This is a genomic window from Micromonospora sp. NPDC057141 (assembly GCF_042670805.1).
GTDB lineage: Bacteria > Actinomycetota > Actinomycetes > Mycobacteriales > Micromonosporaceae > Micromonospora.
Genome location: NZ_JBHUVA010000035.1, coordinates 44986 through 62618 on the forward strand (window position 1 = coordinate 44986; position 17633 = coordinate 62618).

17 protein-coding genes and 1 pseudogene are annotated in these 17633 nt (G+C 73.6%); 7 read left to right on the forward strand and 11 right to left on the reverse strand.

Annotated elements, in window-relative coordinates; translation table 11 throughout:
• Positions 1–6 precede the first annotated feature (6 nt).
• Positions 7–2946 carry a M48 family metalloprotease gene (locus tag ACFT41_RS18640; RefSeq protein WP_377586880.1) on the forward strand — a complete coding sequence of 980 codons (2940 nt, stop codon included), beginning with the start codon at positions 7–9 and terminating at the stop codon, positions 2944–2946.
• A 31-nt stretch (positions 2947–2977) separates the two neighbouring features.
• On the opposite strand, the pseudogene ACFT41_RS18645 reads toward ACFT41_RS18640, so the two are convergent.
• The 8 genes and pseudogenes from ACFT41_RS18645 to ACFT41_RS18680 all read right to left on the reverse strand — a co-directional run bounded on the left by ACFT41_RS18645 (position 2978) and on the right by ACFT41_RS18680 (position 13235).
• Positions 2978–3150, reverse strand: a pseudogene (locus tag ACFT41_RS18645) (DUF397 domain-containing protein).
• A gap of 77 nt (positions 3151–3227) precedes the next feature.
• Positions 3228–4289, reverse strand: coding sequence for a hypothetical protein (locus tag ACFT41_RS18650; protein ID WP_377586881.1), 1062 nt, complete (start codon positions 4287–4289; stop codon positions 3228–3230).
• Positions 4290–4401: 112 nt separating this feature from the next.
• Positions 4402–5715: an ABC transporter ATP-binding protein gene (locus tag ACFT41_RS18655; protein ID WP_377586882.1), complete on the reverse strand. Its 1314-nt coding sequence runs from the start codon at positions 5713–5715 to the stop codon at positions 4402–4404.
• A 120-nt stretch (positions 5716–5835) separates the two neighbouring features.
• A complete protein-coding gene (locus ACFT41_RS18660; protein ID WP_377586883.1) occupies positions 5836–8067 on the reverse strand; it encodes a CDP-glycerol glycerophosphotransferase family protein in 2232 nt (743 codons plus the stop codon).
• A 16-nt stretch (positions 8068–8083) separates the two neighbouring features.
• Entirely contained in the window at positions 8084–10180 is a 2097-nt protein-coding gene (locus ACFT41_RS18665) for a DUF5941 domain-containing protein (RefSeq protein WP_377586884.1), read from the reverse strand.
• Positions 10177–10941, reverse strand: a complete 765-nt coding sequence (locus ACFT41_RS18670; protein WP_377586885.1) for an ABC transporter ATP-binding protein — start codon at positions 10939–10941, stop codon at positions 10177–10179. The genes ACFT41_RS18665 and ACFT41_RS18670 overlap by 4 nt, the downstream gene beginning before the upstream one ends.
• Entirely contained in the window at positions 10941–11795 is an 855-nt protein-coding gene (locus ACFT41_RS18675; protein WP_377586886.1) for an ABC transporter permease, read from the reverse strand. The genes ACFT41_RS18670 and ACFT41_RS18675 overlap by 1 nt, the downstream gene beginning before the upstream one ends.
• 69 nt (positions 11796–11864) lie before the next feature.
• The gene (locus tag ACFT41_RS18680; RefSeq protein ID WP_377586887.1) at positions 11865–13235 is read right to left on the reverse strand and encodes an L-serine ammonia-lyase; all 1371 of its coding nucleotides are present in this window, start codon (positions 13233–13235) and stop codon (positions 11865–11867) included.
• Positions 13236–13454: 219 nt separating this feature from the next.
• Between ACFT41_RS18680 and ACFT41_RS18685 the strand changes: the two genes are divergently transcribed.
• Positions 13455–13664, forward strand: coding sequence for a PspC domain-containing protein (locus ACFT41_RS18685; RefSeq protein WP_377586888.1), 210 nt, complete (start codon positions 13455–13457; stop codon positions 13662–13664).
• A 111-nt stretch (positions 13665–13775) separates the two neighbouring features.
• Here the strand turns inward: ACFT41_RS18685 and ACFT41_RS18690 are convergent, their stop codons facing one another.
• A complete protein-coding gene (locus tag ACFT41_RS18690; protein ID WP_377586889.1) occupies positions 13776–14462 on the reverse strand; it encodes a DUF4230 domain-containing protein in 687 nt (228 codons plus the stop codon).
• A 247-nt stretch (positions 14463–14709) separates the two neighbouring features.
• On the opposite strand from ACFT41_RS18690, the gene ACFT41_RS18695 reads away from it, so the two are divergent.
• Entirely contained in the window at positions 14710–14952 is a 243-nt protein-coding gene (locus ACFT41_RS18695) for a type II toxin-antitoxin system Phd/YefM family antitoxin (protein WP_377586890.1), read from the forward strand.
• A 10-nt stretch (positions 14953–14962) separates the two neighbouring features.
• Positions 14963–15505, forward strand: a complete 543-nt coding sequence (locus tag ACFT41_RS18700) for a DapH/DapD/GlmU-related protein (protein WP_377586891.1) — start codon at positions 14963–14965, stop codon at positions 15503–15505.
• Between the two features lie 97 nt (positions 15506–15602).
• Here the strand turns inward: ACFT41_RS18700 and ACFT41_RS18705 are convergent, their stop codons facing one another.
• Positions 15603–15797, reverse strand: a complete 195-nt coding sequence (locus ACFT41_RS18705; RefSeq protein WP_377586892.1) for a DUF397 domain-containing protein — start codon at positions 15795–15797, stop codon at positions 15603–15605.
• Positions 15785–16591 carry a helix-turn-helix transcriptional regulator gene (locus ACFT41_RS18710; protein WP_377586893.1) on the reverse strand — a complete coding sequence of 269 codons (807 nt, stop codon included), beginning with the start codon at positions 16589–16591 and terminating at the stop codon, positions 15785–15787. Before ACFT41_RS18710 ends, ACFT41_RS18705 begins: the two co-directional genes overlap by 13 nt.
• Before the next feature lie 228 nt (positions 16592–16819).
• Between ACFT41_RS18710 and ACFT41_RS18715 the strand changes: the two genes are divergently transcribed.
• Genes ACFT41_RS18715 through ACFT41_RS18725 form a run of 3 tightly spaced genes read left to right on the forward strand, consistent with a single transcriptional unit; the run spans position 16820 to position 17546 of the window.
• Positions 16820–17005 carry a hypothetical protein gene (locus tag ACFT41_RS18715; RefSeq protein ID WP_377586894.1) on the forward strand — a complete coding sequence of 62 codons (186 nt, stop codon included), beginning with the start codon at positions 16820–16822 and terminating at the stop codon, positions 17003–17005.
• Complete coding sequence (locus ACFT41_RS18720; protein WP_377586895.1) at positions 17005–17298, forward strand: hypothetical protein; 294 nt, start codon at positions 17005–17007, stop codon at positions 17296–17298. The genes ACFT41_RS18715 and ACFT41_RS18720 overlap by 1 nt, the downstream gene beginning before the upstream one ends.
• A complete protein-coding gene (locus ACFT41_RS18725; protein ID WP_377586896.1) occupies positions 17298–17546 on the forward strand; it encodes a flavin reductase in 249 nt (82 codons plus the stop codon). Before ACFT41_RS18720 ends, ACFT41_RS18725 begins: the two co-directional genes overlap by 1 nt.
• Positions 17547–17633: the final 87 nt, after the last annotated feature.

Below are 17633 nucleotides of genomic sequence, written 5' to 3' on the forward strand. Positions count from 1 at the left end.
CACGACATGCCACCGCCCGAGGGCCACGACGGCGACGGGACGCCATACCGGCTGGGCTGGCTGCACCTGCTCGTCGTCGCGGCGCTGGTCGCCGTCGGGATCAGGGCGGGAGACCTCCTCTTCCTCGCCAACCGGTCGTGGAGCCTCCCGTGGGCCGACGCCCTCACCGAGTGTGACCTGGCGTTCGGGGCGACCGCCGCCAATCCCGCCCCGCCCGGGTTCACGGACTGCATGGCCGGTCCGGCCCGGGAACGCGCGCTGGTCATGCTCGGGGCCGTGGGCGTGGTGCTGGCCGGCGCAGCCCTGTTGCTGCTGCTGGTGCCGGCGGTCGACCAGTGGCGGCTGCGCCGGCACCGGGGCCGGTTCGTCGTCCCGGGAACGGTCGACCGGTTCGACGCGCTCTGCGACGCCAACGGGCTGACCGGCCGGGACCGGCCGCGCCTGCTCATCGCCGGCCCGCCGGTCCGGCAGGCGTTCACCACCGGGGTCGTCGGCCGGCGGCCGCTCGTCGTGCTCCCGGCGGGGGTCGCCGTGGCGTACCGCGACCCGGCCCGGTTCGACCCGGTCGTCCAGCACGAGCTTGCCCACGTACGGGCCCGCGACGTGACCTGGGTGGCCGCCGTACGGGGACTCGTCTGGTTGCCCGTGCCCGCGGTCGCCACCGGCGTACTCGTGGAGGTCGCCTCGAACCAGCTGATCTTCCCCCTCGACGACGTGCTGCCGGGGATCGCCCGCGCAAGGACGGGCGCGATCCTCGGTGGCTCGCTGCTCACGGTCCTGCTCCTGGCGGGCCTGGTCACGCTCCTGGCGGCCAGCCTGCTCCGGATGCGCGAGCGGGAGGCGGACCGGCACGCGGCCCGGGCCGGCCAGTCGGACGCGCTGGCCGCGCTGCTGAGCGACGCCGCCGCCCGAATGGCCCCGGCCGGCAACCGGGTGGCCGCCGCGCTGCGCCGCCCGTTCGCCCGCCACCCCCGGCCGCTCGACCGGGTCCGGGCACTGCGGCAACCGGGCGGCGTGCGCGACAGCGACCTGGTGCAGGGGCTGGCCGTCGGCGCGGTGACGGCCGTGGCGATGGCCGCCGCCGCGAACCTCACCCGGGAGCTGCACTACGCGGCGCAGGGCTGGCTGCCGGCGGCCGTCGCCGCCTGGGTCGGTGCCGCGCTGCTCGTCGGCGGGCTCCTGCCGGCGCTGCTCCGCCGCGCGGAGTCGGCCCGGCGGGCCGGGGTGCCGGCCGCGTGGCGGCGATCGATCGTCGGCACGGCGACCGGTCTCTTCGTGGCCGCGTTCGGCACGGCGATGCTCCCCCTGCCCGGTGCGGATGCGCTGTTCCTGACCCCGGGGACGACGGACAGCCTGCTGCTCGCCGCCGCGACCGCGGCGCTGGGCTCGGGCGCGGTCGGTCTCTGCGCGGCCCTCGCGACCGCGCTGGTCGGGACGGGGCCGTCGGCAGGCCCGGCACGGCTCGCGTGGCGACTCGCCGGGCACCTGGTGGCGCTCGCCGCCACGGCCGCCCTGCTCTGGCCGTTGCCCGTGCTCGCTGCGGTGCTGCCCGCCCCGGAAGCGTTCCGGGCCTGGCTGGTCTACTCGCTGCCGCAGACCGCCTGGCCGGCTGCGCTCGCCCTGCTGGCGTTGTTCGGGCTGCGGTCGCTCGCCACCGGCGCCACCGGACCGGGCGCACTGCGCCGGGCCCTCAGGTCGGTCGAGGCGAGGGTGGTCGCGGTCGCCGTGCTCGTCGGCGGCACCGGCGCGATCCTGCGTACCCAACTCGGTCCGCCCGCCACGCTCGACGAGGCGCTCCGCGCGGCGCAGGCCCGGTGGCTGCTCTGCGCCCTGACCGGCTGGGTCGTCCTGATCGTGACCGCGACGAGGCCGGGCCCGCGGGCCCCCGCCCGGTCGTTGCTCGCCGCCGGGTCCGCGACGGGCCTGGCCGGTTTCCTCCAGTACGCGCACTCGGCCGTGACCGGGCGCTCGGCCGACGCCCTGGCGCTGCGGCTCGCCGTCGGGACGCCCCTGGTCTGGCTGCTGTTCCTGGCCGCGTTGACGTCGGCCGTCCTGCTGCTGCGCCCGCCGCCTGCCGCACGGGCGGCCCACCCGGCGCGGCCCGCTCGGGGGGCGCTGGCGGCGACGGGACTGGCCACCGTGCTGCTGGCCGGTGTGGTCCTCGGGCCGGGAATCCCCGGAGCCTACTCGCCGCTGGCTCCGACCGCCGCTGCGTCCGCTCCTCCGGGCAGGACCGGAAACACCACGGGGTCACCGGTGTCCGGCGCGGAGTCACCGGTACCTGCCGGGGGCGGGCCGACCCCACCCGGGGGACAGCCGGCAGCCACCGGTGCACCGGCCGCCGACGCCGGTCGCCTGCTCACCGCCGCAGAGGCCCGCAGGATCGCGCGAACGGTACGGTCGGCGCTGCCCAAGTCCTGGGTCTCCGAGGAGACCGGACCGGGCGGCGAGTCCCGGATCGAGCCGGCTGCCTGCCGCCCGCTGGCCCGGGACGCCTACCTCGACGTGCTCAAGCCCGGCGAGCGGGCAGCCGCCGAGGCGGCCTACGCCACGCCGCCGAGCCGGGCCGGCATCGCGTCGACCTCGGCGAAGGTGACCGTCGCCTCGTACGCCGAACCGGTGCCCGCCTCCGTGTTCGCCGCCGCAGAGGCCGCCCGCGCCGCGTGCCGGCGGTTCACCGGCACCACCAACGGCGGTGGCTTGCCCGTGCGGTTCGCCGTGCGCGCCCGGCCGGCGCCGGCGGTCGGCGAGCAGTCCTGGCGCGTCGACTATGGGCTCTCGGTCGGCAGCGGCGCCAACGAGATCACCGGCAGCAGCGCATTCGTCCTGGTCAGGGTGGGCCACAACCTCGTCACGCTCACCGTGACCTCGGTGCTGCGCCCCCTGGACGAACGGCTCGTCGCCGACGCGCTGACCGCCGTCGTGCGCGCCCTCGACCGGCCCTGACCGGAGGCGGTGTCTCAGCGACGCGCGTGGCTCAGCGGTGCCTCGCGTGCGCGACGAACGCCGCCCAGTTCACCGGGCGAACACCAGCACCGGGCCCCGCCGGTCCTTGCTGTCGCGCACCGCGACCGCCCCCGGCAGGTTGTCGGCCGCCTCCACGCGGTCGCCCTGGTTGCCGCTGCTGCGGGAGCTCCTGCGCCAGGCCACGCCGGTCGGAGGTGTCCATCCCGCAGCGTCGGAGGGAGCGCCGACCCCAGCACCGGGCGGTCTCCGGCTCGTTCAGATCAGAAGAGGTTGCCGATGGTGCGGATGATCTCGGCGTAGAAGTTTCCCTCGATGCTGCGGAACAGCGCGAACCCCTCCCCGGGGCTGCCGAAGAACGGGCGCAGCGTCCAGGCGAGCTGGGTGCCGACGAAGCCGAACAGCAGGATCCACACGTACAGCAGGGTCATGCTGGCCGGGCGCTGCGCGTCGGGTACGGGGCGGCGGGCCGCCGGGTCCGGCCACTGGCGGTACTGCGGGGCCGGGTAGCCGGGAGGAAGCAGGACCGGCCCGGCCGGAACCAGGTGCTGCCCGGCCACCACCTGCTGCGGCGGGGCGCTGGCCGCGACGGGTAGAGGCTGACCGTCGGGCGCGGTGGCGGGCGCAGGAGTCACGGTGGCCGGAGCAGCGGGGGTGGCCGGGGCGACCGGGGTGGCGGCGCTTGCGCCGTTCGCGCTCACCGCCACCGGCTCGGCGGCCGGCGGGCCGACGGCTGCCGGCACCGCCTGGACCGCCGGCACCGCCTGAGCCGGGACAGCGGCGGGGACGGCAGCCGGGGCAGCCATGGGAGCCGCGGCCGGGGTGAGCAGGCCGTGGGCGTTGAGCACCTGCATCCCGCCGGTCAGGAAGCGCAGCCCGACCACCGCGCTCAGCGTCAGGATCGCGACGTTGAGCAGCTTGAAGAAGCCGTAGTCCGGGGCGGTGATCAGGAAGAACAGGCTGATCGGCGCGAACGCCACGGCCAGCATCGAGGTGACGGTGATCGCCACCATCACCAGCGCCAGCGACTGCCGCACCGACAGCCGGGCCCCGAACACGAGGTTGAACAGGTAGAGCGTGGGCAGGCAGATGGCGAGGGTGACCAGGAACAGCAGTGGCAGCTTGACCGCCGACGTCAACGCCATCAGCACGCTGTGGAACGCGCCCAGCACCGCCCCGTAGCAGGCCAGGGCGATGCCGGAGCTGGCCAGCATGCGCAGCGTGAGGCCGTTGAGGTCGCGGTCGGCCACGATCTGCTGCCAGATGCCCTGCCGGTCGCGCAGGATGCGCTCGATGACGAGCGGGCTCGGACGGTCACCCGACACGGGCTGACCCCTTTCTCACACTGTGCTCAGTGGACGAGGTCCGCTGACCGTAGGGCACCACCCGCCCCGCCCGCCACCCCGCTCAGCGTCAACCTGCTCAGCGCCAGCCCGCTCAGCGCCAGCCCACGTCGATCCGGTCGCCGCGCTCGTCGAAGAAGTGCAGGGCGTCCATGCGTACGGAGACGGCCAGCGGGTGCCCGGAGCTGACCGCCGGGTACGGCGCGAGCCGTACCGCCAGTTCGGCGGGGCGGCGGTGGTGCCGGCCCGGGTCGTTGAGCACACTGGTGCGGTTGCCGCCGCCCCGGTCCTGCTCGGCGGGGTTCGCCTCGGTGTCACCGGACCGCCCGGTGAGCCGCTGCATGACCTGCCCGAACCGGCGCAGCCCGCGCTGTCCGCCGCCGTTCTCCTCGGCCCGGTTGCCCATCTCGTCGACCACGATCGCGGTGGCACCGATGTCGAGGAAGGCCAACGACTCGTGGCCGTGGTGCTCCAGGTAGCGGATCCGGCCCTGGAGGACGTGCCCGGGGGTGTCCGGCGCGACCGGGGTGAGCGCCTCGGCCCGCATCCCGACCACGATCCGCTCGCCGTGGTAGTGCGCGACGGCCCGGCTGCGGATGTCGTCCCACGGCAGGTAGAGCGACTGGTCGCCGAGGTTCAGCGCGACGTACCGGTCGAGGTGGACGTAGACCGACGCCTCCAGCAGGTTCATCCTCGGGCTGCCGAGGAACGCGGCGACGTAGAGGGTGGCCGGCCGCCCGTACACCTGGGTGGGGGTGCCGACGTCCTGGAGGACGCCCTTGCGCATGATGGCCACCCGGTCGGCCATGGTCAACGCCTCGGCCTGGTCGTGGGTGACGTAGATGGTGGTGACGCCCAGCTCGCGGGTGAGGCCGGAGATCTCCGCCCGCAGCTCCGCCCGCAGCCCGCTGTCGAGGTTCGACAGGGGCTCGTCCATCAGGAACAGGCCCGGCCGACGGACGATGGCCCGGCCCATCGCGACCCGCTGGCGCTGCCCGCCGGAGAGCTGGCTGGGCTTGCGGCCCAGCACGTCGCCGATGCCCAGCGCGCTGGCCACGTCGGCGACCCGTTCCCCCCGCGGCGACGGGTCGACCCCGGCCAGCCGCAGGGGGAAGGCGATGTTGTCGCCCACCGTCATGTGCGGGTAGAGGGCGAAGTCCTGGAAGACCATGGCGATCTTCCGGTCCCGGGGCGGCAGGTCGTTGGCCAGCTCGCCGCCGAGCAGCACCGCGCCGGCGGTCGGGTCCTCCAGCCCCGCGACCATCCGCAGCACCGTCGACTTCCCACAACCCGACGGGCCGAGCAGGACCATGAACTCCCCGTCGTTCACGTCCAGGTTTATCTTGTCGACGGCTACTGTGCCGTCCTGAAATACCTTGGTCACATCCTTGAGCGCGACGGTTGTCACCGTCTCCTCCCCAGCCCCTCGGTTGAACCCCGAATGAATGTGACCAGGATCATGGACGCCGCACATCGGGTAAACGTGCCATGTTCGGCTCGTGACAGACCTATTACATGATCCCCCGGTTCAGCCGGCTTCCCCCAGGAACACCCGCCGGACGACCCGCTCGGCGGCGTGCCCGTCGTCGAGGGCGCAGAACCGGTCCCGGAACCGGCGGCGGGCCGCCGTCGCGGTGTCGGCGTCGACCGCGCCGGAGCGGAACAGGTCCAGCAGGCCGGGGAGACTGGTCGTCACCGCGCCGGGCGGCTCGGCGAGCAGGTCGAGGTAGACGCCCCGGGCCAACCGGTACGCCTCCCAGTCCGGCGCGTAGATCACGATCGGCCGGTCCAGCACGGCGTAGTCGAACATCGCCGACGAGTAGTCGGTGACCAGCACGTCGGCGGCGAGGTAGAGATCCTCCACCCGGTCGTGCTCGCTGACGTCGAGCACCCGCGCCGCGCCATCGAGCACCCGCGCCGCGCCGTCGAGCACCCGCTCACGGCGGAGCACCGGGCCGGCAGCCGGCAGCCGCCGGTCCCGGTCGGCGAAGTAGTGGCTGCGCATCAGCAGCACGCCGGTCGGGCCGAGCGCGTCGCGCAGCAGCTCCGGGTCGAACGGCGGCCGGTAGCCGGGCAGGTGCTCGCGGTGCGTCGGCGCGTACAGCACGACCCGGTCGCCCGGGGCGAGGCCGAGCCGGGCGCGCACCTCGCGTACCTCGGTGTCGGTGGCCGTGGCCAGGCGGTCGTTGCGCGGGTAGCCCACCTCCAGGGTGGTGTACGCGGCCGGGTACGCCCGCTCCCACATCTGGGTGGAGAAGCTGTTCGCCGAGACGCTGTGGTCCCAGCGGTCCACCCGGCGCAGCAGCTTCGCGAAGTCCATCCCGACCGCGCCGACCGGGTACCGCTGCTGGTCCAGCCCCATCACCTTCACGGGGGTGCCGTGGTGGGTCTGCACGTGCACCGACCCGGGGCGCTTGCGCACGAAGTCGGGGAAGTTGACGTTGTTGACCAGCCACGTCGCCCTCGCCAGCACGCGGTGGTACTCGCGGGTGCCGGCGACGACGTACTCCACCCCGGGCGGCAGGGACGCGACCCGGTCCCGCCGGACGATCCACACCCCGCGCAGGTGCGGGGCCAGCCGGCGGGCCGCCTCGTAGATCGCGGCCGGGTTGCAGGCGTACCCCCGGTACCAGTAGGCGGCGTAGACGGCGAGGTGCGGGTCGAGCGGGCGGCGCAGCTCCGCCAGGTAGTACTCGCGCAGCACGGCGTCGCGGCCCAGCCGGGCGGCCCGACGGGCAACGGGCCTGCCCCGGCGGACCTGGCGCCCGGCGGCCTCCCGGGCCTGGTTGGCGGCGCGCAGCGCGCTGAACGTCCGCCACCGGCCGGCGGCGACCAGCCGGTGCTTGAGCCCCTCCACGCCGGGCGGGGCAGGGTAGCCGCCGGGCGGCAGCCAGCGGGCGTGGTCGGCGGTGATCCGGTCGAAGAAGGCCGACCGCAGTTCGGGGGCGATCCGCTCGCCGTTGCCGAGCACCGTCAGGTAGTGCCAGATCATCCGCTCGAAGACCGCCGGCCGCAGGCCGTCCACGGGCGGGACGTGATCGTCCATCCACCGGAACACCCGGTGCCACTGGACGAAGACCTCGAAGTGCCGGTCCCCCCGGGTACGGGTGATCGCCCCGGACCGGCGCTGCCGGTAGTGGAGGCAGACCCGGTCGAGCACCCCGATCCGCTCGGCGGCCAGCAGCACCGGGTAGCTGAACGCGACGTCCTCGTACCAGCCGGGTTCGAAGCGCAGCCCGAGGTCGACCAGGAACTCCCGCCGGACCAGCCGGTTCCAGGCGGTGTGCAGCAGCCGCAGCGCCTCCGGCCGCTCGCGCAGCCGGAACGTCTCCTCCCCGGGCGGGGTGGGGAAGACCTCGGCCAGCGCGCTGCGGGTGGCCCGGCCGTCCCAGCGCACCCGGACGTGGTCGACGAGCAGCACGTCCGGGCGGGTCCGGCGCAGCCGGGCGGCCACCTCGGCGAGGCAGTCGGGGGCGAGCCAGTCGTCGCCGTCGACGAACCAGACGTACTCGCCGCCGGCCCGGTCCAGCCCGATGTTGCGGGCCGGACCGAGGCCGACGTTGTCGTCGAGCCGGACCGCGTGGACCCGGTGGTCCCGGGCCGCGTAGTCGGCGAGGATGTCGCCGCTGCCGTCCGGCGAGTGGTCGTCGACGCCGATGACCTCGACGTCGTCGAACGGCTGGCCGAGGATCGAGTCGAGGCACTCACGCAGGTACGCCTGCACCCGGTAGGCCGGTACGACGAAGCTGATCAGCGTCATCGGCCGGCCCCTCACGTCAGCCCGGCTGGCGAACCTCGCCGCCCGCCGGGACCCCCACGCCCCGCCGGGCGCGGGCGGGCAGGACGACCCAGGCCAGGACCACGCTCCCGACGAAAACCACGAGCAGGTACGCACCGAGTGTAGCCATGGCAATCCCCGCGAAACCGGCGAAAGCCGCGACGGCCAGCACCGCCGAGCGCCCCTCCCAGCCCAGCGTGGCACCGTGCAACGGCGGGGCTGCCTGCCGCTTCTCCAGCCGGGCGGTCAGGTCGTAGTGGTGCAGGGTGAGCACGAAGACGTACCCGAAGACCACCCACGCGGGGGCCCCGCCGACCACACCGGCGGCGATGGCGAACAGGTATTCGCCGGCCCGCAGCGCCGCCGGCACCAGCCAGTCCAGCGGGCCGTTGTGCGCCGCCCCCGCCCCGAGCGCGGCGACCAGCAGCACCAGCAGCGCCACCGGCACCGCCCAGGCCAACCCGCCCGGGTCGCCGCCATCGCCACTGCCGTCGCTGCCGTCGCCGCGCACCCGCAGCCCGGCCGCGACCAGCAGCGCCGCCGGCCCGAGCGCCCCGAGCACGGCGAGGGTCAGCGGGCCCATCGGCCGCAGCACCGGGAACCGGGCCGCGATCGCCCCGTCGTCGCGGTGCAGGGTCGCGTCGACCGTGTCCAGCACCGGCACCCACATCCAGCGGGCCCGCAGCGTGCGCAACGCACCCGTGTACGCGAACGCCAGCGTCCCCCAGGTCAGCACCGTGACCAGGCTGACCAGCGGGCCGAACAGCGCCACGGTCAGCGCGATCAGCGCCCAGCGCTCCCCGATCGGGAACACCACCGTGCGCTTCAGCCAGTACGACAGCGAACCCGTGTCGGCCTGCACCCGGGTCGACGCGGCGTTCAGCCGGTCGCCGATCCCGCCGCCTCCCCCACTTCCCCCACCAACTGCCCTCGGCCGGCGGGCCGCCTCGTCGTGCAGCACCCCGTACCAGGTGTCGGTCATGTGCCGGACGGTCTGCAACGTCATCGCGGCGACGGCCAGCGCCCAGCCGTAGCGGAACCCGGCGGCCGTCGCGCCGTAGCCGAGGCCGGCGTAGACCAGGTATTCCTTGGCCCGGTCGGCCATCGTGTCCAGCCAGCCGCCCCACGCGCTGAAGTGCCGGGTGTAGCGGGCGAGCTGCCCGTCGACGCAGTCCAGCACGAAGCCGAGGTAGAGCAGCACCGCGCCGGCCACCAGGGCGGGCCGGCCGCCGACTCCGAACAGCACCGCCGCGACCGCCGCGAAGAGCACCGAGATCGCGGTGACCCCGGTCGGCGTCAGGCCGAGCTTCGCCGACGCCTTCGTCACGTACGGCGACCAGGTGCTGACGAAGAACGTGGTGAAGAAGTCGTCCTTCTCCTTCACCGACAGCCGCAGCTCCGCCCGGTCCCCGTCGACGGCGGCGACGGCCGCCTCGGCGGCGGCCAGCCCGGCCGGGTCGACGACCCGGTGGGCGACGAGCAGGCGTACCCGATGGGCGAACGTCAGCGTGCCCAGCGCGGTGAGGCCGGTGAACAGCCGGTCCACGGCGGACCCGGCCGGGCCGGGCCCGGCGGCCGGCGGCGTGCCGGCGGCGGGGTCCGTGCCGGCGATCGGCATGCCGGCGACGGCGGCGCGGGCGGCGGCGGCCAGCGCGGGCAGGTCGTCCCGGCCCACCCGCAGCGCGCCGCCGAACACCCCGGTCTGCCCGCCGTCGAGCTGCCCGTCGGGGCCGGCGTCGACGACCTGGCCGCGCTCCTCGCGCACCACGGCCTGCCCGGGGGCCGGCGGGTCGGTCAGCACCAGGGCCACCGTCGGCCCGACCGGGCTGGTGGCCAGGTGCCGCAGTACGGCGGTGTGCGCCACCAGGTCCGTCCCGCTGACGATCACCGGCCCGGTGGCGGCGTCGACCAGGGTCGCCAGCTCGGTCAGGTTCGCGGCCCGGCGCACGTGGGTCGCCCCGGCCCGGTGCCACTGCTCGGCGAGCCGGTCGGCGAGCGCGGCCCCGGCGCGGCCCGTCCCGCCCTGCGTGTCCCCGGCGGCTGCCGGCGGGCCCGCAGCCGGCGCACCGGCGGCGAGCACGATCGCGACGGTCACCGCGCGACCGCGGCGTGGTACGCGTCGAGCGCCTCGGCGATCGTCCCGTCGACGGTCAGCCGCCCGGCGTCGAGGTACAACCCCCGACGGCAGAACCGGGTCAGATCCTTCTCGTTGTGTGACACCAGCACCAGTGTGCGTCCCTCCCCCAGCAATCGCTCGATCGTCGCATAGCACTTCTCGCGGAACTCCGCGTCCCCGACCGCCGTGACCTCGTCCATGAGCAGGATCGGGTGCGGCAGGTGGGAGATGATCGCGAAACCGAGCCGGACCTTCATCCCCGACGAGTAGTGCCGCACCGCCGTGTCGATGGCCCGTTCCACCTGCTCGCCGGCGAAGGAGACGATCTCATGAAAGTGTTTCCGCAGGTAGCGCGCCGACAGGCCGTGCAGCCCGCCGACGAGGTAGAGGTTCTCCCGGCCGGTCAGGTCGTTGGAGAAGCCGGCGGAGAGCTCCAGCAGGGGGGCCACGTCGCCGCGTACCCGGATGTTCCCCTCGTCGGGGATGAGCACCCCGGCGATCAGCCGCAGCAGGGTGCTCTTGCCGGTGCCGTTGCGACCGACCACCCCGAGCGTCTCGCCGGGCGCGACGCTGAACGACACGTCCCGCAGCGGCCAGAACCGCCCGTCGTCGGCGTTGCGCCCCGGGTCGGCAGACCCGCCGGGGCGGATGAAGAACTCGCGCAGGCGCAGCTGCCGCCGCCGGTTGCGGACGAACCGGATGCCGAGCCCGTCCGCCTCGATGATCGGATCGGCCGCCATCACAGCTCCTTGAGCACGGCGGGTTCGAGCCGCCGGAACGCCCACCAGCCGCCCACCAGCACCAGCACGCTCACCGCGACCGTGGTGGCGAGCAGCCGGGCGTCCGGGAACTGGTCCGGATACCAGACGGCGTGGTGCAGCTGGAAGATGCCGACCAGCGGGTTCAGCTCGTACGCGGCCTTCACCCAGCCCGGCAGCGTCGAGGACCTGACCAGGCTCAGCGGGTAGATGATCGGGGTGGCGTAGAACAGCACCCGGATCACCAGCCGCATGAACCGCTCGATGTCGCGCATCAGCACGTTCAGCGCCGACAGCAGCAGCGCCAGCCCGACCAGCAGCACCGCCTGCACGGCCACGGCGAGCGGCAGGGCGAGCACCGACCAGCCCGGGTGCACCTCGCCGCGCACCGCGTACGCGACGGCGATGGCGGCCAGGATCGGCAGACCGGCGGCGTACTCGGCGAACCGGCCGGTGATCCGGCCGATCGGGAACACCTGGCGCGGCACGTTCATCGTGGTGATCAGCCGGGCCTGGCCGGTGAGCGCGTTGGTCGCCTCGCTCAACGCCGAGCTGGTCCACATCCAGGCGAAGATGCCGGTGATCAGGAACAGCGGGTACGACCCGGCGGCCTGCCCCAGGTGCCGGCTCGTGTCGCCGGAGTAGAGCACCCCGAAGACGAACCAGTAGATCGCGCCCATGCCCAGTGGCTCGATCAGCGACCAGAAGTAGCCCAGCACCGACTGCTGGTATTTCACCGCGAGGTCGCGGCGCACGAGGATGCGCAGCGAGTTGCGGTGCGCCCACAGGCGGGCCGCGGGCCCGTGCGGGCCGGCCGCCCGGACGCCAGACGTCACCTGCGCCTCCTCGCCGGCTCGGCACCCTGTTGTCGGCTCAGGCCCCGTGCGCTCGGCACCCGATCCCGCTCAGCACTCGATCACGTTGACGGCCAGGCCGCCCCGCGCCGTCTCCTTGTACTTGACCTTCATGTCGGCGCCCGTCTCGCGCATCGTCTTGATCACCTTGTCCAGCGAGACATGGTGCACCCCGTCGCCGCGCAGCGCCAGCCGGGCCGCAGTGATCGCCTTGATGCTAGCCACCGCGTTCCGCTCGATGCAGGGGATCTGCACCAGGCCCCCGACCGGGTCACAGGTGAGCCCGAGGTTGTGCTCCATGCCGATCTCGGCCGCGTTCTCCACCTGCTCCGGGGTGCCGCCGAGCGCCTCGGCCAGGCCGGCGGCGGCCATCGAACAGGCCGAGCCGACCTCGCCCTGGCAGCCCACCTCGGCCCCGGAGATCGACGCGTTCTCCTTGAACAGCACGCCGATCGCCCCGGCTGCGAGCAGGAACCGGACCACGCCCTCCTCGTCGGCCCCGGGGACGAACCGGGTGTAGTAGTGCAGCACCGCCGGGATGATCCCCGCCGCGCCGTTGGTCGGGGCGGTCACCACCCGCCCGCCGGCCGCGTTCTCCTCGTTGACCGCGAGCGCGAACAGGGTCACCCAGTCCATCACCCGCAGCGGGTCGGCGCTCGCGGCGTCCGCCGCCAGGCCGCGCCGCAGCTCCGCCGCCCGCCGCCGCACCTTCAACCCCCCGGGGAGTACGCCGTCGCGCGCGCAGCCGGACGCCACGCACTCCCGCATCACCCGCCAGATGTCCAGCAGCCCGGCCCGCACCTCGCCCTCGGCGCGGCGGGCGCGCTCGTTGGCGAGCATCACCTCGCTGATCGACAACCCGTTGCCGGCGCTGACCGCCAGCAGCTCCGCCCCGGTACCGAACGGGTACCGCACGCGGGTGGTGTCGGGGACGATCCGGTCCGCCCCGGCCGCCGCCTCGTCGACCACGAATCCGCCGCCGACCGAGTAGTACGTCCGCTCGCGCAGCGTCGCGCCGCCCCCGTCGTACGCGACGAAGCTCATCCCGTTCGGGTGGTACGGCAGCGACCGGCGGCGGTGCAGCACCAGGTCCCGGTCCGGGTCGAAGTCGACCTCCTGCACGCCGAGCAGGCTGAGCCGGCGGTCGGCGCGGATGCCGGCCGCCCGGGGCGCGACGGTGTCGGTGTCGACGGTCTCCGGTGCCTCGCCCTCCAGCCCGAGCAGCACGGCCGGGCCACTGCCGTGGCCGTGGCCGGTGGCGCCGAGCGAGCCGAACAGCTCGGCCCGCACCCGGGCGACGTCGGAGAGCAGGCCGTCGGCCTTGAGCCCGGCGACGAACGTCCGCGCCGCCCGCATCGGTCCCACCGTGTGCGAGCTGGACGGCCCGATGCCCACGCTGAAGAGGTCGAAAACGCTGATCATGTGCACTTCCTCGCCGTCGTACGCCGTTGTACGGACCCGACCGGCGAGCCTACCCGCCGCCCTTCCTTTCCTCCCTCGGTGCATCGGAGCAGGCCCGCCCGGGTAAGTACCTACGGGTCAGGGGTTCCGGGATCCCCCTCGGGACGGAGGGCGGGTGCGACGGCGGTTCCTACCGTTGAGTCAGAGGCGGCGGTTACGCCGCAGAGTGGGAGTACGACGATGAGTCGCAAACTGGTCCGGCCCCGCGAGGGGCGCATGCTCGCCGGCGTCTGCGTCGGCCTGGCCCGCCGGTTCAACACGTCCGCCAGCCTGGTCCGGCTGCTGTTCCTGCTGTCGCTGCTGCTGCCCGGCACCCAGGTGATCGTCTACCTGGTGCTGTGGGTGCTCATGCCGAACGAGGACCGCTACGCCGCCGCCACCCGCTACTGACCCGCCGCGCCTGCTGACCCGCCACGCCTGCTGACCCGCCACCGTCTGACCCGCCGCACGAACACGCCCGCCCCGGTCCTCCCGGGGCGGGCGCTCGTGGTCGTGGCGGCGTCAGGGCGCGGTGTAGGTGACGGTCACCTTCTCGTAGCCAAGAGAGCGCAGCAGGCCCGCCAGCATCTTGTCGGTGTTCTCCTGCGCGCGGTCGGTCAGGCCGCTGTCGCGCGCGGCTGCCGTGATCCGGTCCTCGGCCAGCTGGTAGACCTGCTGCTGGCGGTTCGGGTCGCCCTTGACCAGGTCGCTGATCCGGTTGAACAGGCCGCGCTGCTCCGCCACGACGTAGCTCTTCTCCATGTCGAGGTTGGTCTGGCCGAGCTGCGGAGCGGGCAGCTTCACCTCGACGGACTTCCCGTCGGGCGACACGACCACCGCCCCCTCGCCGATCTTGGTGAAGTCGACGTACGCCTCCACGCTGCCCGCCCCCACGAAGAGGGTGCGCTGGTTGAGCAGGAACTCCGGCACGTTGTCGCGGTCGTTCTGCAGGTCGACCACGACCTGGAAGTTGCCCTCGGCCGCGACGTAGCGGCTGAGATCCTGGATCGACTTGAGCAGCGGCGGCTGGCTGCGGTCGGTCTGCTCCTGGGCGAAGGGGTTGCGGAAGTCGGGGAAAACGCCGGTGGCCTGCGCGCCGAGCAGCACGACCACGGCCACCGCCGCCGCGCCGAGCACCACGAGCAACCCCCGGGCGGCCCCGGATGGGCCCCTGGGGGCGGGCCGGTCGACCTCACCGTCGTGGGACATCGCTCACCATCCTCGATCGAACATCGTCTGAGGATGACGGTACGGCCACCGTGCGACACCCGCCCGCCCGCCAACCCGCCCCACCCCACCCCGGCTCGCCCCGGCTCGCCCCGGCTCGCTTCGGTGATCAAGAGGTTTGCGTCAGGTTGGTGCCCCGCCATGACGCAAACTTCTTGATCACCGAAGCGTGTCAGGACGAGCCGCCCACCTGAGGTACGTTCTTCTGCACCTGCTCTGGAGGGTGACCATGCGAAGCGTGACCTTCACCCAGCTTCGACGGAACCTGGCCAGCGAACTCGACCGGGTCATCAACGACGCGGAGGAAGTGGTGGTGGACCGGCCGGGTCACGAGCCCGTGGTCATCGTGCCGCTCGCGGAGTACGAGGCGATGGCGGAGACCGACTACCTCCTCCGCAGCCCGAGCAACGCCGCCGCCCTCCGCCGATCGATCGCGGAGTTGGCTCCGTCTGTTCAGCCCGCCAATTCGTAAGGGACGTGGCATGCCCAGCGACCGTCTCATGCGGATCCGCAGCGCCGAGTTCCAGGCCATGGCCGCCCGGGTCCTGCGGGTCACCGAGCTGACCTCCCGCCTGAACGTCCTGCCCTTCGAGGACGAGGTGGGCAAGGCGGAGCTGTTCGCACAGATCCTCGGCAGGCCGCTGCCGGCGCGGGTCACGATCTATCCGCCCTTCTACACGGATCACGGCCTCCACCTCGACCTCGCCGAGCGCGTGTTCATCAACCAGAACTGCACGTTCCTCGACTACGCCGGCATCCGGCTCGGCGAGCGGGTGATGGTCGGCCCGAAGGTCACCTTCATCACCAGCGGCCACCCGGTCGATCCCGAGGAACGGCGGCGGTATCTCACCGGCGCGCCCATCGACGTGGCGGAGAACGTGTGGATCGGCGCGGGTGCGACGATCCTGCCCGGCGTCAGCATCGGCCGGGACGCCGTGGTCGCGGCGGGCGCGGTCGTGGCCGACGACGTCCCGCCGGCAACCCTGGTCACCGGCGCGAAGGCGACGACGCGCCGCCAGTGGTGAGCGGCCTCTCCGGTAGCGCTCGATCTTGGAAGCCAACGGCCCCTGGAGGGGCCGGAATCGTCCAAGATTGACCGGCCCTCCGCTGCCCGTGTCGGGGTCAGGCCCGCTTGGCGACGTGGGCGACGAACGCGCGCCACACGACCGGCCCGAACGCGAGCGCCGGCCCGGCCGGGTCCTTCGAGTCGCGTACGCCGACGACGCCCGGAAGGTTGTCGGCGACCTCGACAAGGGTGCCGCAGTTGGTGGACGAGCGGTTCGACTTGCGCCACTGGGCGCCCGTCAGGTCGTCCATGTCTTCGCCGCCTCCTTGAGCACGTCGATCGTCTGCCCGAGCGGGAGGGCTTCGCCCCGGACCGCCTCCCACCGCACTCCCAGGCTAACGACCGGGTCGGGCTGCCCTGTGGTCTGCGACTTGAGCTGGTGGTCCACGCACCCGGCGCGTGACCCGTCGGGCAGGTCTGCCAGGATGAACGCCCCGTTGAGCCCTGGGTAGATGCCAGCGGACAACGGCACGACGTGCAACTGGATATGCGGCTGTTCCGCGCAGGTCAGCAGGTGCTCGACCTGCTCGGCCATCACGTCGGGGCCGCCGCAGGCCCGGCGGAGGACCATCTCGTCCAGCACCACGAAGAGCTGCGGGCTCGGGTCGCGGGCGAGAACCGCCTGCCGCTCCAGCCGCGACGCGACGTGCTGGTCAAGCTCCGAGATCGGCACGCGCGCCGCGCGGAAGACCGCTCGGGCGTACGCCTCTGTCTGTAGCAGCCCAGGCACGAAGGAGTGTTCGTACCAGCGCAGCGCGGTCGCCTCCCGCTCGATCTCTTCTATCCACTCGCGCATCGGCGCGGCGTCGCCCTTGACCAGCTCGTCCCAGAGCGTCGCGAAGTATCCGCCGGTGTTCAACGCCTTGTCGACGGCGGTCAGGTGGGGCAGCGTCGGCGGCTTCGCCCCGGTCTCGATCGCGCTCACCTGCGAGTCCGAGCAGAAGACCAGCTCGCCGAGCTGGGCCTGCGTCAGCCCGGCGGCCACCCGGCGTCGCCTCAGCTCGCGAGTCAGGTACTCAGACGGCGAGATTCCCACAGCTTCCACGTCCTTCCACGACTCTCCACACGATTTCCCCGCCGGCCCGGATCTGGTCGCTGCGCTCCGCGATCGGGCGGTGACTGTTCCGAGCCTAGGGGGCCTGCGTCCAGGGTGGAAGGACAAGCGGCGCGGCCGGTGGAGGCGACCCGAAGCCCGGCGGTCGCGTCTGTCGGGGCCGCCCCGCTGCGCGCAAGCAGGGGCGGCCCCTCCCCACCTCGCGAAGGAGGCCCCACCATGCGTTTCCGGTTCCGGCGCTGCAAGCCGGCCCCGCCCGTCCCACCACCACAGCCCCGCCGCACCCCGCCGGACGGGCGGCCGAGCTGGGCGACTCAGCCGACCGAGGTCCTCCCGACGAAGGACCCGGGGCGGGCCGGCAACCTGACCCTGGCGCAACTCTGGCGAGGGAACGGGGGCCGGTGATGAGGCGGACTCCCGTCCCGCTGGCGTTGGAGCTGCACCGCGCCGAAGGGCCAGACTGGCTGTGCGAATCCGACGGCGAGCCGTTCCCCTGCCCGACCTGGCGGAACCTGCCGATGGACGACCACCTGCGCGGAGCGCTGCTGGCGGGCTTCACGCTCTTCCTGCGCCGGGCGATCCGTGATCTCCGGGGCCGCCCGGAAGGCCCGACCCCGCCGCAGATCGTGAAGCGGTTCCTGTGGTTCCTGCCGATGACCGACGACGAGGCGCGTGCCGTCGCGCTGCGGTACCGCTGATGTCACACGCCCGCCCACACCTCCCGGTCCGCCCGATCTGGCTGTGCCGCGCCTGCGGCCACCCATGGCCGTGCGGGGCGGCACGGCTGACACTGCTCGTCGAGTACCGGGGCAACCGCACCGCCCTGCTGATCTACCTGGCGACGTTGCAGGAGGAAGCCACCGCACAGCTCACGGAGCTGACCCCGGCGACCCCGCCGGTCAACCTGACCGACCGCTTCCTGTCCTGGGCCCGCGCCCGGGGATGACCCGCGCGTGCGGGCTCGGACGGACCGGGACCACGTCAGGGGTTCGCCGGGGCCCGCCCGCGCAGGGATCAAGCCTGACTGTGAGCC